We start from the raw sequence: 16,209 nt of genomic DNA on the forward strand, positions 1-16,209 counted from the left end.
CAAGAAAGTTACTACTTCTTTTCACTCGAACAATATATCCTTATCTAACTCCATTTGGGGCTAGGTTTGCTGTATTTATTTGAGTCACAAGAAAGTAACTTTCTTGTGGCTTTTATTTTTTAATACAGGAGGATATTTATATGTCATTAATAAATGTTACCAATCTAACCTTTGCCTATGAAGGCAGTTACGATAACATCTTTGAGAATGTAAACTTTCAAATCGATACGGATTGGAAATTAGGATTTACTGGAAGAAATGGTAGAGGGAAGACCACATTTCTGAGTTTATTGCTTGGAAAATATGAGTACAGCGGAAATATTTCTGCGCATGTCAGCTTTGAATATTTCCCTTTTCAGGTGGATAACAAGGCGCTTAATACCATTGATGTGATCAGCGAGATTTTTCCCGATTATATTCATTGGAAATTAATGCGTGAGCTCTCACTGTTAAAGGTATCTGAGGATGTGTTATATCGGCCCTTTGATTCATTGTCTAACGGAGAGCAAACGAAAGTGCTGTTAGCCACATTATTCATTAAGGAAAATAGTTTCCTGTTAATCGATGAACCTACCAATCATCTAGACATGACGGCAAGAAAACTAGTCAGTGATTATCTCAATACGAAAAGTGGATATATTCTGGTCTCTCATGACAGATCCTTTCTAGATAATTGTGTAGACCATATTTTGTCCATCAATAAGACCAATATAGAAATTCAAAAAGGCAATTTCTCCAGCTGGTGGGAGAATAAAACTAGACAAGATAACTTTGAGCTAGCAGAGGACGAGAAACTTAGAAGAGATATTAAACGCTTATCCGCCTCTTCTAAACGGACTGGTAACTGGTCTCATGAAGTGGAAAAAACCAAAAACGGGACGAGAAATTCCGGCTCTAAGGTGGATAAAGGATACATTGGTCACAAAGCTGCAAAAATGATGAAACGCTCTAAAGCCATTGAGCAAAGACAACATTCTGCCATCAACGAAAAGTCAAAGCTTCTTAAAAACATTGAAAATTCTGAGAATCTTGAAATTAAGCAGCTTGATTATCATAAACAACATCTCGCTGAATTAGACAGTATATCAGTCTTTTATGGTGAGAAGATGGTTTGCTCGGACATAAGCTTTACTATTGAGCAGGGGGAACGAATTGCGCTGTCGGGTAAAAATGGTTCGGGAAAATCGAGTATCATCAAACTGATCTGTGGTGAGGATATGGAATATACAGGCGCCTTAAAAAAAGATGCCCAACTTATCATCTCCTACGTATCACAAGATACTTCTGATTTACAGGGCAATTTATCAGACTATGCTAGAGACAATGGAATTGACGAAAGTCTGTTTAAATCAATTTTAAGAAAACTAGATTTCTCTAGAGTCCAATTTGAAAAAGATATATCTATGTACAGCGGCGGCCAAAAGAAGAAAGTTCTAATAGCTAAGAGTCTAAGCGAGAAAGCCCATTTGTATGTATGGGATGAACCGCTTAATTTTATTGATGTTATTTCCCGGATGCAAATTGAAGAGCTGTTGCTTGAATACACGCCGACTCTTGTTTTTGTAGAGCATGATCGGGAATTTTGCAATAATGTTGCAACGAAGATCGTTGAGCTTTAATACAAGTGAAGAAATGAATAAGAAGTCGACAGAGCTAATCTGTCGGCTTTTTTTGTTCTCTCTGTGTATTTTTAAAGTGCAATTTAATATCCACTCATAAAAGTTATGGATTACCTCCGTGCAATCCTAATCGGTGTCGAGTACTATGAAACTAAAGAACATAGATACAGATGTGATTTCATGTGGATCAGGAGGTAGAACAGATGCTTAGTGTTCTTATAGTGGATGATGAATATGAGATTCGTGAAGGTTTGCGGAATCGCTTTCATTGGGAAGGGACAAGCTGTTGCGATCGGACCGACTTCCGCTGCCGGAGATCTACCATAGTTTCTACTTCCTGCTGTAACTGTTTATTCAATCATGTGGATGGAGGAGAGGGTGGTAGAGCTTCCATTGAACTTCATTATGATACGAGTGAACGACTGGCAAAAGTGAATTTATGCGTCAATGATAAGGATTACTCACTCCTTAATGCTCTCTCTACAGGTGAATCTCAAGAATTCAGTGGACGGACGAATATTAAAGTCTATTTATTGCCAGGTGCTATCAATACGCTAAAAATCTCGGGCGGTCATGGAGAGATCAGTTTAGAAAAAATAACTGTGAGTCCAGTTTTGGACTAAAATGGATAACTGCAAGCTGTGTAATAAACCTTTCTGAATAGTAAACAATTAAGGTTGGCTATACTATGATATCCGCGCTATGCGCGGTTTTTTTTGTTTTGTTACAATGAAGACTTCCTCCAGACCAATATAATTATATTAATAAAGTTAATTATTATATATATTCCAGTTTTCCAATGTACTATAATGATAAAGATGAATTGTTAGGATGTTATTAGAGAAATGAAGATTTCAAGAAACAACCTATAGAATTGAACAACAGGAGGAAATAAGTTGAGCACACAGAATGTGGGAATTCCATTAGAAGGTTTTGCAGAATTTAGCCGGACAGTAGCCGCTGAAGGTGCGGTGCTGATCAAGAACGATAATCAGGTGCTTCCGCTTGGCGAAAGCGATAATGTTGCGATTTTCGGCAGATCCCAAGTGAATTATTATCGCAGTGGTACAGGTTCCGGCGGTAGTGTCCATGTTACTTATACGACTAATTTATTGGATGGCCTTCGTAGTAAGAAGAACCTTACAGTTAATGAAGAACTGGCAGCTGTCTATGAGAAGTGGATTGAACAGAATCCGTTTGATAATGGTGGAGGCGCATGGGCTGCAGAGCCTTGGCATCAGAAGGAAATGATTCTGAGCGATGAATTGGTTTCCGAGGCTAGAAGCAAATCGAACAAGGCCATCCTTGTAATCGGTCGCACGGCTGGAGAAGATCAGGATAATGCTGATGCACCGGGAAGTTACCAATTAACGAATGATGAAAAGGCAATGCTGAAGCAGGTAACTACATATTTTGAACAAACCATCGTTGTCCTGAATGTCTCAAACATTATTGATATGAACTGGATGAACGATGAAAGCTATAAATATCCCATTTCGACTGTCATCTATTCCTGGCAGGGTGGTATGGAAGGCGGAAATGCAATTGCAGATGTACTGTCTGGTGAGGTAACTCCAAGCGGTAAACTGACGGATACAATCGCTTATTCCATCAATGATTACCCATCTACACAGAATTATGGGAATGAATTTACGAACTTGTATCAAGAAGATATCTATGTAGGATATCGTTATTTTGAGACATTTTGCCCAGAAAAGGTTCAATTTGAATTTGGTTACGGGTTATCTTATACAACTTTTAGTATCGAGCCGGAAGAAGCTACATTGATTACCAAAGAAGGCGAGACTTACATTGAAATCGGCGTAACCGTTACCAATACAGGAACTACCTTTGCTGGTAAAGAGGTTGTTCAGGTTTATTATGAAGCTCCGCAAGGTAAGCTCGGTAAACCAGCGAAAGCTCTGGTGTCATTCGGTAAGACAAAAGTTCTTGAACCGGGTGAAGCACAGCGCCTTACCGTGAGTTTCTCTGTACAATCGATGGCTTCTTATGATGATGCAGGCGTGACAGGACATGCCTCTGCTTATGTGCTTGAAGAAGGTATGTACCGCTTATATGTGGGAACTAGTGTTAAACAAGTAGTGGCAATTGGTGTTGAGGGTAACGACGGCTATGTCGTTGAAGCTCTTCAAGTTGTGGAGCAATTGCAAGAAGCTCTCGCGCCTACAGAAAGCTTTACGAGAATGATGCCAGGCGCTCAGAAGGCGGACGGCTCGTACGAGATTGTTTATGTTGAAGTTCCTAAACGTAAGATTTCGATGGCTGAGCGAATTGAAACTAATCTTCCAGAGACGATTTCACAAACAGGTAATTTAGGATACAAATTAAGAGACGTATATGAACAAAAAGTTAGTATGGAAGCCTTTATTGCCCAGCTCAGTGATGAGGACTTGGCAGCTATTGTACGGGGTGAAGGCATGAGCAGTCCTTTAGTTACACCGGGCACAGCTTCTGCATTTGGAGGCGTGAGTGACAGTTTATTCAATCTAGGAATTCCAGTTGCATGTACGGCGGATGGTCCTTCAGGGATCCGTATGGATAGCGGAGCTAAGGCAACTCAGGTTGCGATCGGAACGCTTCTTGCAGCTACTTGGAATGCGGAATTGGTAGAAGAGCTTTATGTCATGGAAGGTCAAGAATTGTTAAGAAACAACGTGGATTCCTTGCTTGGACCTGGTCTTAATATCCGCCGCAGTCCACTTAATGGGCGTAACTTTGAGTATTTTTCAGAAGATCCGTTGATCTCTGGCGTGTTTGCCGCTGCATGTACTCGCGGTATTTTGAAAGGCGGATCAACCGCTACGATGAAACACTTTGCTTGTAATAATCAGGAGAAGCATCGTAGTAAAGTTAACGCGGTGGTGTCTGAACGTGCGCTTCGGGAAATTTACTTGAAAGGCTTTGAAATCGCGGTGAAGCAAGGCGGTTCGAATTCTATTATGACCTCTTATAATCCAGTTAACGGACATTGGGCGGCTTCTAATTATGATTTGAACACCACGATTCTTCGCGGGGAATGGGGCTTTAAAGGGATTGTAATGACTGACTGGTGGGCGATCATGAATGATGTCGTTAATGGCGGACCAGCAGACCGGAAATTTACAAACTGGATGGTTCGTGCACAAAATGACCTCTACATGGTTGTTGCTAACTATGGTGCGGAAATTAACGGATGGAATGACAATACCATTGAATCCTTGGAAAATGGTACGTTAACACGTGGAGAGCTCCAACGCTCTGCCATTAACATCTGTGATTTTATTATGAATGCACCTGTATTCTCGAGAAAACAGGAAATTGTAGAAACAGTAGAGTCCTTCAAAGCTAATCCTTCTCTTACTGTAGAACAAGCTCAATCCTTATCACAGAATCCACAGGTTAAACCTGTCGTAGAAGGATCGACTAGCTTTAAAGTGGAACAGGCTGGTCAATACCGTATCCTGGTGCATATCATGTCAACAGAACCTGAATTGGCTCAAAGTGCTTGTAATGTGACTGTGAATGATCAATTGATGACAACCATTCAAACGAATGGAACCGAAGGTCAATGGATTAAACAAAAGCTCGTGAAAGTTGAACTCGAAGCCGGTCTATATGATATAAAATTGGAATTCATCAAACCAGGTTTACAGATCGACTGGATCGAATTTAATAAAATCGATTAAATGTTTGTGTAAATGTTGAATAGATCGTTTATCCTTTCTAAAAACCGCGAAATTTTTCGCGGTTTTTTTGTTGTACTTATTGTGCAGGGAAACCAAAGTAACCAACGCATCCCCATTAAAGTTCTCGGATTCTAACATTTAAGAAAATTGCTCGGTACATCGACAATGATATGCTTGACGTTTTACTTTTAAAATACTTTACAATACTTGTCTGCATGTGCTTGAGTTTGTTCGAATAAGTTAGAAGGTAGGACAGGACAAACCATAGGTGGAGATGCATATAAATGGGGATGCGTAAACAAAGTTTTGTTCGTGGCACGTTCATTTTAACCGTGTCGTCATTTTTTACAAAAGGGCTTGGATTTTTGAACGGAGTCTTACTGGCACGTTTTTTGGGAGCAGAGGGAGTAGGACTGCTTATGATTGCTCATCCGCTGCTTCCCTTATTTATTACACTCACAGAGCTGGGGCTTCCAGTTGCGATTTCAAAGCTTGTGTCGGAAGCCGAGGTTAAGCAGGATGAAGCGCGTGTAAAGCGAATTCTCAAAGTATCCTTAAGTATTACGGGGACGTTGAGTATTATATTAACTTTAGTAGCTCTATTTGGCTCCAAGTGGATCGCTTCGGTTTTTTTGGCCGATCAGCGGGCGTATTATGCTATGGTCGCTATTACGCCAATCATTCCAATTATTGCGATGTCAGCTGTATTGAAGGGTTATTTTCGTGGAAAACAGAACATGAATCCGCTTGCTTTTTCCGATATCATTGAGAATTTGGCGCAAATCATTGTCATTATCGGTGTTGTTAACGTTTTGTTGCCCTATGGTATTGCCTATGCAGCTGCTGGTGCTATGGCGGCATCCGTTATTGGCGAAGGGTTTGGTTTACTCTACTTGTTTGCTCTTTTCAAATGGGCAAATCGAGGGAAGATCAAAACTTCTCCACCTCCTACGTCAAGTATTTCACTTAAAGGAGATAGTACGTTGAGAGATTTGCTGCGCATCGGTTTGCCGATGACAGGTAGCGGTTTTATTCATTCCCTCTATCATGCATTTCTCCCACTGCTGATTACGAAAAGCCTAGTACTGTTTGGTGTGAGTGTTGAGATGGCGACCAAGCAATTTGGTCTTCTGGCGGGTTATGCGCTCCCCATGTTGTTTCTTCCCAGCTTCTTCACACAATCCTTGTCAACTGCACTAATTCCGGCGATTAGCGAAGCAAGTGTGAGTAATAATAGCAAGCTTTTGCATAATCGGATGGATATCGCTATGCGCTCAGCACTTATTGTAGGACTCCCATGTACAATTATTTTGTACTTATGGGCTGTACCATTAACTACTATGATCTATCATTCTCCAGAAGCAGGCGAACTGTTAAGGCTGATTGCACCCATATTTTTTCTTTATTATTTTGGAGCACCATTGCAAGCAATTCTGCTTGGTTTAGGGAAGGCTTCAACCGTCATGTGGAACCATATTCTTACCAATATATTTGAAGTGATTACGATCTTTATCCTCGGTTCTAATATTGGCATCGAAGGGGTTGCTATGGGGTTCGGACTGGGATTGTTGCTGTTGACCCTACTGAATTTTTTATCTGTAGCCGGATCGATCGGATTTTATTTTGACTTTCGCATTGTATTCAAGGTGGGCGCGGGAGGAATTGTCATGACGATTTGCGGGATGACGGCTCACGGAATTCTGGAACGATTGGACCTGGGGCAGATCATTGAGCTGTCCGGAGCGTTGCTCGTTTCGTTGATCACCTACGCAGCAACATTGCAGGTAACCCATGCTTGGGAAAGGGCTCCGAAGCCGCCAAAGATTACACCTGTTTCTTGAATGGCCCCTTTTCAATTTTTGTGAATCGAGAAATGCTGCTGATTTAGACTTAGAGTAATTGGTACGCCAGTGATTATAAAAGATGACCATATCCGCCGGATGAAGGTAGTGGTGGACAGTGAGGTGTTTAACTTAACTGTATTTTGTACAGTAATTAATGTTCAAACCCGTTGCGCATTGATAATAGCTGTATTTCATGCATCTATTCTCATGAGTTACTGTCTATAAAGTGATTTCTCTCGATTTAATTGTATAGAATACAGTTAAAGTTCGATTTATCCTCTAGCCATACGAAATAGTTGTACAGAATGCAGTTACTTCACAACTTCAACTAAAATCCTACGCTAAAAATATACGAAGTAGAGATATCGGTAGTTACGTATCACAGCTTGCTTTGGCTTGGATGTTATCTAAAGGAGAAGATATTATGCCTTTGGTTGGGCTAGACGGGTAACTCAGCTTCAAGAATCCATGAAATCGCTGGAGGTTAAGCTGAGTAATCATGATATTAAAAGTATTGAAGAAAAAATACCAGAACATGCGATTGCTGGTGGAAGTTTCCTTGAGATCCATTTTAAAAAAGGAGTCATAGCCCATTTATAAATCCCTTAAAAGCTTTACCATATTTCTTTCTATAATGACTCAATGTGAGTAAGGGCCAGATATACTGATAGCTATGATAATTAGAATAAAAATTGCCGGGGAGACCTGCACCTGTCGGATACGAACTTTTCCAATCGACTTGGTTAATAGAAGCGATAAGCCGTAGCATTCCTTTTTCCATCTCAGAGGTTGGTTCCGGATGAACAGCGATAAGGGCATCAAGCGCCCATGCGGTTTGCGAAGGTGTACTCTCACCCAATGGTACGTATCGCAACAACCGATCACTTTGACATGATTCGCCCCAGCCTCCATCGGAGTTCTGGATACTTAGGAGCCACTTCACTCCTTTTTGCATAGTATCATGTTCAAGTGGCAGTCCAACTGCTTGCAGTCCTGTTAATGCAGCCCAGGTTCCATAAATGTAACAGACTCCCCATCTTCCATACCATGAACCATCTTTCTCCTGATGTTGGATTAGCCATTTCGTCCCTCGCTCGATGAAATCGTTCCGCGTATCAAGTCCGGCAAAGTTCCCGAGATACTCCAAGGTACGCCCGGTTAAATCTGCCTCCGAGGGATCGATGGCCGCAGATTTGGCACCATCGATAGCAAGCCATGTGAGCATTTCTTTATTGGTGTTTTTTTCGAATGCCGGCCAGCCGCCGTCTTTATTCTGCATCGATAAGACCCAATTCAGTCCGCGATTCCATGACTCTAGATAGGAGGGCTGACTTGTCGATAAACTTCGAATGGCCCGTAAAGCAGCAGTCGTATCATCCACATCCGGATTAATCGTATTAGATTCTGAGAATCCCCATCCCCCGGGAGCCGTATCCGGATTATGAATACTCCAATCAGCCGTTTTATTCTGCTGTCTGGACAGCAGATACGAAGTAGCCCGTTTAATCGCAAGATGATGATCAGGAACTTGTGCCTCCTGCAAAGCATAGGTGATTAGAGCCGTATCCCATATCGTAGACGGAGAGTTTTGAATGGTTGTTTTACTTTCAGAACGGCATTGCATCGCAGTAAGCCCATCTAAGGCTTTCGTAATTATAGGATGCTGCTGATCATAATCTAGAGCCAGCAGTGCAAAAATCATAAGAATTGTACTGGTTCCGTAGCTGTACAGGGTTCCGTCGGATTCAATTCGCTGGAGCATAAACTGTTCTGCTTTGGTTCGGGCAACTTCATGAATGTAACGAGGACTTCCAAGAATTCTGTCTAAGCCAGATTGCATAACCCTTTGCAGTTCTTGATATCCACGGGAAGTAGATTCATTGATTTCAATACGTGTGTCTATGAGATCAGATAGATCCGGACCATTAGCTGTTGGGAACGAGAAACGTTGATCGGCCATAATGAGCATAGGCGTGAGATGCACTCTTGAGTAGCCAGAGAACTCAAAATAGTTAATAGGAAAGTAGGACGGGAATAATAGCACCTCTAATGGGATCGAAGAAATCGCTAAAGGCCATTTGCTCTGACCAGTCACGGCAAGAATGACTTTAGTCAATATACTGGTGACTTTTCCAATTCCGCCTTTGGATAGGATATAACGCTTAGCCCGCTGTATCGGCTCATCTGTCACCTTACTATACCCAGAGTAGAGAAGGGCGTAGTAGGCTTCAACCGAGGTAGATAAGTTTCCGGCTTCTTCATCTCTATACAATTGCCAGAATCCAGCGGGCTGCTGCTGAGCAAGAATGCGATCATGTAGCGCTCGTATGAGGGCTTCATTCTGTACGTTTAATATCCGAAAGAGGATGATGACATACGCATCGATAACGATCCCATTTTCAAAACAAAAAAGCCACGTTCCGTCTTCCTTCTGTTGATCAATCAGGAATGCTGCTAAACGCTCGATCTCATTATCTACTGTGCTCAGTATAGGATTCATTCCTTAGGTACCTCCGAAGTCCTTCATTTTTAGTATTATATGATGGAATGGAGAGTGAAATGAAAAAGGACTGAAAAGTTGCTTTATGCAACCTTACAGTCCTTGATGCTAAAAATATATAATTATTTAGTTCTCGATAATAATTCGATTCAGCTTAAGATTCACTGGGGCAGCAATCGTGTCACCCACAGGGCATTTGCTTTCTAAAAATTGTACAAAAGCTTCGACCTTCTCAGCAGGTGATGGGGTCTTTATGTAGAAAGTATAACGAATATCGGAATAACCGGGACGGACTTCTGAACGATTGAAAAATCCATCGAGGTCCAGATCACCCTCAACATCTACTCTAAAATCTTCAAGCTCTACCTCAAATTTAGAGGCATACACTCGAGCAACAATAGATTGGCAAGCGCCCAAAGAAGCAAGCAAAGCTTCTACAGGATTCATTCCTGTATCCGTACCCCCAAGGCTTTGTGGTTCGTCGATGATCAGCTCGAATTGTCTTGCTTTAGTAATAACCTTAACTCCATCTTGTAAATGGGCAGTAGCTTTGAAAGTTTGAACGTTGGGCATGTGTTTGCACTCCTTCTCCTGGACAACTAAGTATGATGTGAATATAATTTGATTAATTCATAGTAATTTTCTAGGAATTGTATAGATTATAATTCTATTCCTGATCCTCTGTCAATACTTGATTAGTATAATTTGGATTTTTGCATTCCAATAGGTTGAGATCTTTAAATAACAGGGAGGTGGATAAAGTGTCAAATGAACTTGAGCACTATTTGGACTATCCTATGGTAAAAATTCCGGCAGGAGAAATAGAATTAAGAGACGATAGAAAGAAAAGCAAATGGAAAGTTGAATTAAATCCGTTTCTTCTTGCTCGATTCCCTGTCACAGTGGATCTCTACAATGCTATAACTAATAAAGAATCTAAATCACCAGAGGAAAATCTCAAGCCCATGGTGGGTATTTCTTGGCATGATGCTATTTCCTTTTGTAATCTGCTATCCCAGAAGTCTGGATTGAAAGAAGTCTATTCTATAAGTGAAGATAGTGAACACATTATTTTTGATGGGGATGCAGATGGTTTTCGACTCCCTTCTGAGGCGGAGTGGCAATATGCATGTAAAGCAGGGACTACCGGCTATCAATACGGTGAGCTAGATAAGATTGCTTGGTATAATGAAAATTCAGATGGCGAACTGCATACAGTAGGGACGAAAGAACCGAACGCATGGGGGCTTTATGATATGTTAGGGAATGTTTGGGAGTGGTGCTGGGATTTATATGATGAACAAGTATATGGCTCCTATCGTATTTTTCGAGGAGGCAGTTGGGCTGAAGAGGCCAGAGGTTGCGGAGCTACCTGTCGTCGTCGCAGCCACCCTACATTTAGTGTGGATGATCTTGGATTTCGTCTTGCTCGATCTTTATAGAACAATTCGTTTCCACATGAATTCTAGTACTTTATGCTGAACAGGTTGATATCAAAGATTTTATTTTAGTAACTGTAACCAACACAGAAAATGATTGTCTCTAAATTAGACTTTCTTAAGGAGGTGCTTCTAGAATTAGAAGGTTTGTAGCTATCTCCGCAGTAATTATTACTCTTCTCGTTATTGGAATGTACGCAGCACTTCAGTATAAATATAATACGCTTGAGAATAACTTGAGAGAATATTTGATAACAGTAGAAGGGTATTCTGAATCTGATTTACTAAGTGTAAAAGCTAAACTGAGCTCTATGCCAAAGTTCCCAGTTTATGTTAGATTTGCTAACGATCCAGATACAGATTATATTTTCACAGACAGAGATGCATCAGATTGGAAACAACTAGATCCTAAGGAGCCGCAAAGATTAAAGAAGGTTAATCATTAGTTGATATATAGCAAATTTACCTTGATCAGAAAAATAACTGGCATTTCGTTAAGTTAACCGCACACTGTGCGGTTTTTTCTTTGTGGATCTATCCAATGGAATTGATAACTTGACAGATCTTATTCTTGCGTATACATTTGTATACATAACCGTAACGTATACATATGTATACAAACAAAAGGAGGAGTAAATATGCGTGATGGACATTTCGGAAAACGCGGTCATAGAGAACATGGGGAACACAAAGACCACGGAGAGCATAGAGATCGCGAGCATATGAGCAGACATGGGATGGATTCTATGGACGGTCCCCCAAAAAGTGCTCAAACTTTTCGTCGCGGCAGAGCTTTAGCATTTTTGGAAAAGCTTAATGTGAATCGAGCCACTTTACAGCGGCAGCTGCAAACACCGGAGCTGGATTCGATTAAACAAGTCATTAGCGGTGAATTAAAAGCAACGGAAGCGATCATTGAAGAGTTTATCCATATTTTTCAGATTCATGAAGTAACGCCGGAAGATAAGACTGTTGGCGAAATTAAAAAAGAGGAGAATGATCAAAAAAATGAAAACCATTGATCTTATTAAAACCCGTAGAAGTATTAAGCAATTTAAGGCGGATTCGATTCATGAGGATGATTTATTGAATTGGCTGGAAGCAGCTAGTTATGCTCCAAACCATCGGATGAACGAACCTTGGGAACTCCTATTTATCGGGCCTGATACTAGAGCTAAATTAAAGCATAAGACGAATTTTGGAAGCGCTCCTGTCGTTCTTGCTATCTTATCTAAACCTGGTGCAACCGCGTTTGAACGTGACGAGAATGTTATGGCTGCCGCATGTTTCGCACAGAACTTCTTATTAGCTGCACATGAAGTGGGGGTTGGAGCATATTGGGCTTCTTTAGGTGCTTTGCCTCATAATCGTGAAATTCTAGGTGTCCCGCAAGATTACGATGTGATTGGAGTATTTGGTATTGGATATCCGGAGGAAGTTCCAAATGCTAAGCCAAGAACACCGATGAAATCAAAAATCACATATTTATCTTAAAAGGTGATGGAATGTGGAAACTTAAGAGTTACTTAAGGCCATATTGGGTGTGGTCTGTGTTAGCACCACTTATGATGATGCTCGAAGTGTTTATGGATTTGCTTCAGCCTACACTAATGGCGAGTATTGTGGATCATGGGATTATGACGAAAGATTTATCACATATTTATTCGACGGGATTGACCATGCTTGGAGTGGCATTTGTCGGTCTAATTGGTGGGGTGGGCTGCACCATTTTTTCGAGCATCGCCTCACAAAATTTCGGGAATGATTTACGGATTAACCTGTTTGAACATATTCAGAAATTCTCAAACAAGAATCTGGACCAATTGAAGACGGGATCGTTGATTACTCGCTTAACAAACGATGTGGTGCAACTACAAACCTTTGTTCAGATGATTTTGCGGAATATTCGATCACCATTGCTATTAATCGGCAGCTTGATAATGGCTATACGGATTAGTCCTTCGCTGACCCTTATCCTTGTCGTTGCCGTACCCCTGTTGGTTATAATATTGTATGGGTTAATTCGGCTTTCTTTTCCTCTGTTTGAGAAAATGCAGGTCAAATTAGACGGCGTCAACACAGTATTGCAGGAAAACTTATCGGGTATTCGTGTAGTTAAGGCCTTCGTCCGTGCTAAGCATGAACAGAAAAGGTTTAATACAGCCAACAAGGATTACACAGAAACAGCGATAAAAGCGGTACGACTAATGTCGTTGAATATGCCGCTTATGATGCTTGTGCTCAATGCCAGTATTGTAGCTGTTCTTTGGTTTGGTGGGCTGCAGAGCTGGAACGGATCGCTGCCAGTCGGTCAGTTGATCGCCTTCATTAACTATATCACCCAATTGTTGATGTCTATGCTGATGTTGAGCAATATGCTCACCTTCTTCTCACGTGCAAAGGTCTCAGCAGATCGGGAGAATGAAGTGTTTTCCACCATTAGTGAGATTACAGAAGCTTCCGAAGCTAAAAAAGATACCATAACTAACGGTCGAATTGTATTTGATAATGTTTCATTTGCCTATGATACTACGGATGAGAATCTTGTATTAGACGGCATTAATTTTTCTGCCGAGCCAGGTGAAACCGTAGCCATACTTGGAGCCACTGGTGCTGGTAAATCGACCTTGGTCAGTCTTATTCCAAGACTTTACGAAGTGTCCTCGGGCTCTATTACAATTGATGGTTCTGACACGCGGCAGATTTCTTTAGAACATTTACGCCGCAAGATCGGTTATGTTATGCAGCAGGCTATTCTGTTCAGTGGAACAATCCGGGATAATATCCGATATGGAAGACCAGAGGCTACAGATGAAGAAGTGGAACAAGCAGCAATAGCTGCAGAAGCTCACCATTTTATATTAGAACTTCCAGAGGGTTATGATACAGTGCTTGGCCAACGGGGCATCAACTTGTCTGGAGGGCAGAAGCAGCGGCTTTCGATTGCAAGAGCGCTATTAATTCAGCCTACAATTCTCATCATGGATGACAGTACTAGCGCGCTCGATGCGGCGACAGAGTCGCGGATTCGGCAAATGTTAAAAAAACGACTGAGCAATAGTACGAATATTTTGATTGCTCAGCGTGTCACATCTGTGATTGATGCGGATCGCATTTTGATTCTAGAAAACGGTCGAATCGCAGTACAAGGTACACATGATGGACTTCTGAGCAATAGTGAAATTTACCGAGACATCTGGAAATCACAGATGAAGGGTGAGGAGGTTCCTTATGTCAAAGCATGATAACGGCATGAACACTCCTCCGATCCATAGATCAGGCGGATTCGGTCCAGGAATAGGACCAGGATCTGGCCCCGGACGCGGCGCTGCTGTACCAATTGTGCGTGCCAAAAATCAAGCCAGCACGCTTAAACGTATCTGGACTTACTTGAATCGTCAGCGGTTTGGGTTAATTATTGTATATGTATTTACGGTATTAAATGCACTACTTTCATTGATTGGACCTTATCTCATTGGTAAAGCAATTGATACTGCGGTTATTCCACATGATTATCAGGGCCTTATTCGGTTTTGTGTACTTCTTATTGCTATTTATGGTCTAAGTAGTGTAGTTGCATGGGTGCAAGCATACGTCATGACATCAGTTTCGCAAAATACCGTATTTGAGCTGCGTCGTGATCTGTTCAGTAAGTATCAGCAGTTACCTATTAAATTTTTTGATACACGGGCTAACGGAGAATTGATGAGCCGAGCAACTAACGATATAGAGAGCGTATCCAGCACACTCAATCAGAGTGTAACTCAATTGTTAAACAGTTTGATAACGCTAAGCGGTTCACTCGTTATTATGTTAATGTTGAACGTTCCGCTAACCGTAGTTTCATTAACCACGATCCCGCTCGTTTTATTGGCTAGTCGTAAAATCATAGGGTTAAGCCGAACTTATTTTAGAAATCAGCAGCGGCATTTAGGTGAACTGGGCGGGTTTATCGAAGAAACCATCAGCGGACAAAAGGTGGTTAAACAATATAGCAGGGAAGAGGCAGAAGTTAAACGATTCCGTAAAATCAGCGGAGAGCTGAATAAGGTTAGTATCAAGGCACAAATCGTATCTGGTTTAGTTGGGCCTGTGATGAACATGATAAACAACCTTGGATTTGCGATCATTGCCGGGGTTGGTGGATGGATGGCATTCCATAACATGGCTACAGTAGGCATAATCGTTAGCTTCCTGACCTATTCCAAACAGTTCGGTCGACCCATTTCTGATCTTGCTAATCAGTACAATTTAATTCAATCTGCAATCGCCGGTGCGGAGCGTGTATTTGAGGTTTTGGAGATGCCATCCGAATATGAAGATGAGCAGAGTGAAGATCTTCCACGGTTAAAAGGGGAGGTTGTGTTCCGGGACGTTTCTTTTGCTTATAAACCGGATTCCCCGATTCTGTCTGGAGTTACGTTTGAAGCAAAACCTGGAGAGAAAATTGCGCTCGTTGGCCCAACAGGAGCAGGTAAAACAACCATTGTTAACCTGCTGATCCGTTTCTATGATTTGAGTGGCGGCTCCATACGGATTGATGATCGCGACATCCGTGAGCTTGATAAAAATGCACTTCGTAGTCAACTTGGGATGGTGTTGCAAGATGCGCATGTATTCTCTGGAACGATTAGGGAAAACATTCGGTTTGGTCGGCTCGATGCAACTGATCAAGAAATTGAACAAGCGGCGCGGCTAGCCAATGCGGATGCATTTATCAAAAGATTGCCGCATGGCTATGAGACTCTCCTCAATGCGGAAGGCAGTAATCTGAGCCATGGACAGCGTCAACTGTTAACGATAGCTCGCGCAATTCTAGCTGATCCAGCTATTCTAATCCTAGACGAAGCAACTAGCAGTGTGGATACACGAACGGAAATGCATATTCAACAGGCGATGAAGAATTTGATGAAGGGTCGAACAAGCTTTGTAATCGCCCACAGGCTTAGTACGATCCAGGATGCTAATCGTATTCTCGTGATCCAGGATGGAGGAATTGCTGAGCAAGGAAATCATGAGGAGCTTCTTGCGATGCAAGGTGCCTATTACGAGTTATACAATACCCAGTTCAAGAGAGTGATTTAAAGGAATATATAAAGAGCAACGATTCATTCATTTATG

Annotated in this window: 11 protein-coding genes; 9 read left to right on the forward strand and 2 right to left on the reverse strand. The window is 41.6% G+C overall.

Annotated features, from left to right (window positions below; genetic code table 11):
* The first annotated feature begins 140 nt into the window (after positions 1-140).
* The 4 genes from ACN6MV_RS14780 (at position 141) to spoVB (ending at position 7,146) form a co-directional block, all read left to right on the forward strand.
* Entirely contained in the window at positions 141-1,619 is a 1,479-nt protein-coding gene (locus ACN6MV_RS14780) for an Lsa family ABC-F type ribosomal protection protein (protein WP_042127640.1), read from the forward strand.
* Between the two features lie 203 nt (positions 1,620-1,822).
* Positions 1,823-2,242 carry a hypothetical protein gene (locus tag ACN6MV_RS14785; RefSeq protein WP_419886649.1) on the forward strand — a complete coding sequence of 140 codons (420 nt, stop codon included), beginning with the start codon at positions 1,823-1,825 and terminating at the stop codon, positions 2,240-2,242.
* Between the two features lie 273 nt (positions 2,243-2,515).
* On the forward strand, positions 2,516-5,305 hold the full coding sequence (locus tag ACN6MV_RS14790) for a glycoside hydrolase family 3 C-terminal domain-containing protein (RefSeq protein ID WP_419886650.1): 2,790 nt from the start codon (positions 2,516-2,518) through the stop codon (positions 5,303-5,305).
* Positions 5,306-5,589: 284 nt separating this feature from the next.
* Positions 5,590-7,146, forward strand: coding sequence for a stage V sporulation protein B (gene spoVB / locus ACN6MV_RS14795; RefSeq protein ID WP_042127646.1), 1,557 nt, complete (start codon positions 5,590-5,592; stop codon positions 7,144-7,146).
* Positions 7,147-7,732: 586 nt separating this feature from the next.
* Here spoVB and shc read toward each other — a convergent pair.
* Both shc and ACN6MV_RS14805 read right to left on the reverse strand, forming a co-directional pair.
* Positions 7,733-9,649, reverse strand: a complete 1,917-nt coding sequence (gene shc, locus ACN6MV_RS14800; RefSeq protein WP_419886651.1) for a squalene--hopene cyclase — start codon at positions 9,647-9,649, stop codon at positions 7,733-7,735.
* Between the two features lie 126 nt (positions 9,650-9,775).
* Entirely contained in the window at positions 9,776-10,222 is a 447-nt protein-coding gene (locus ACN6MV_RS14805) for an OsmC family protein (RefSeq protein WP_076118600.1), read from the reverse strand.
* Between the two features lie 224 nt (positions 10,223-10,446).
* Here ACN6MV_RS14805 and ACN6MV_RS14810 point away from each other — a divergent pair, with 224 nt between their 5' ends.
* The 5 genes from ACN6MV_RS14810 to ACN6MV_RS14830 all read left to right on the forward strand — a co-directional run bounded on the left by ACN6MV_RS14810 (position 10,447) and on the right by ACN6MV_RS14830 (position 16,173).
* Complete coding sequence (locus ACN6MV_RS14810) at positions 10,447-11,091, forward strand: formylglycine-generating enzyme family protein (protein ID WP_375105401.1); 645 nt, start codon at positions 10,447-10,449, stop codon at positions 11,089-11,091.
* A gap of 635 nt (positions 11,092-11,726) precedes the next feature.
* Entirely contained in the window at positions 11,727-12,110 is a 384-nt protein-coding gene (locus ACN6MV_RS14815; RefSeq protein ID WP_052414601.1) for a hypothetical protein, read from the forward strand.
* On the forward strand, positions 12,097-12,582 hold the full coding sequence (locus ACN6MV_RS14820; RefSeq protein ID WP_375102910.1) for a nitroreductase family protein: 486 nt from the start codon (positions 12,097-12,099) through the stop codon (positions 12,580-12,582). Before ACN6MV_RS14815 ends, ACN6MV_RS14820 begins: the two co-directional genes overlap by 14 nt.
* Positions 12,583-12,593: 11 nt before the next feature.
* The gene (locus ACN6MV_RS14825) at positions 12,594-14,333 is read left to right on the forward strand and encodes an ABC transporter ATP-binding protein (protein ID WP_042127661.1); all 1,740 of its coding nucleotides are present in this window, start codon (positions 12,594-12,596) and stop codon (positions 14,331-14,333) included.
* Positions 14,320-16,173 (forward strand): ABC transporter ATP-binding protein, encoded by a 1,854-nt coding sequence (locus ACN6MV_RS14830; protein WP_419886652.1) that lies wholly within the window; start codon positions 14,320-14,322, stop codon positions 16,171-16,173. The genes ACN6MV_RS14825 and ACN6MV_RS14830 overlap by 14 nt, the downstream gene beginning before the upstream one ends.
* Positions 16,174-16,209: the final 36 nt, after the last annotated feature.

Source organism: Paenibacillus sp. B-A-8 (assembly GCF_048572915.1).
Lineage (GTDB): Bacteria > Bacillota > Bacilli > Paenibacillales > Paenibacillaceae > Paenibacillus_AQ.

What these genes read in the sequence shown, in the direction of transcription:
- ACN6MV_RS14780 (WP_042127640.1), top strand. Translation starts at nt 141, where the DNA reads ATGTCATTAATAAATGTTACCAATCTAACCTTTGCCTATGAAGGCAGT.
- ACN6MV_RS14785 (WP_419886649.1), top strand. Translation starts at nt 1,823, where the DNA reads ATGCTTAGTGTTCTTATAGTGGATGATGAATATGAGATTCGTGAAGGT.
- spoVB (WP_042127646.1), top strand. Translation starts at nt 5,590, where the DNA reads ATGGGGATGCGTAAACAAAGTTTTGTTCGTGGCACGTTCATTTTAACC.
- shc (WP_419886651.1), bottom strand. Translation starts at nt 9,649, where the DNA reads ATGAATCCTATACTGAGCACAGTAGATAATGAGATCGAGCGTTTAGCA.
- ACN6MV_RS14805 (WP_076118600.1), bottom strand. Translation starts at nt 10,222, where the DNA reads ATGCCCAACGTTCAAACTTTCAAAGCTACTGCCCATTTACAAGATGGA.
- ACN6MV_RS14810 (WP_375105401.1), top strand. Translation starts at nt 10,447, where the DNA reads ATGGTAAAAATTCCGGCAGGAGAAATAGAATTAAGAGACGATAGAAAG.
- ACN6MV_RS14815 (WP_052414601.1), top strand. Translation starts at nt 11,727, where the DNA reads ATGCGTGATGGACATTTCGGAAAACGCGGTCATAGAGAACATGGGGAA.
- ACN6MV_RS14820 (WP_375102910.1), top strand. Translation starts at nt 12,097, where the DNA reads ATGAAAACCATTGATCTTATTAAAACCCGTAGAAGTATTAAGCAATTT.
- ACN6MV_RS14825 (WP_042127661.1), top strand. Translation starts at nt 12,594, where the DNA reads ATGTGGAAACTTAAGAGTTACTTAAGGCCATATTGGGTGTGGTCTGTG.
- ACN6MV_RS14830 (WP_419886652.1), top strand. Translation starts at nt 14,320, where the DNA reads ATGTCAAAGCATGATAACGGCATGAACACTCCTCCGATCCATAGATCA.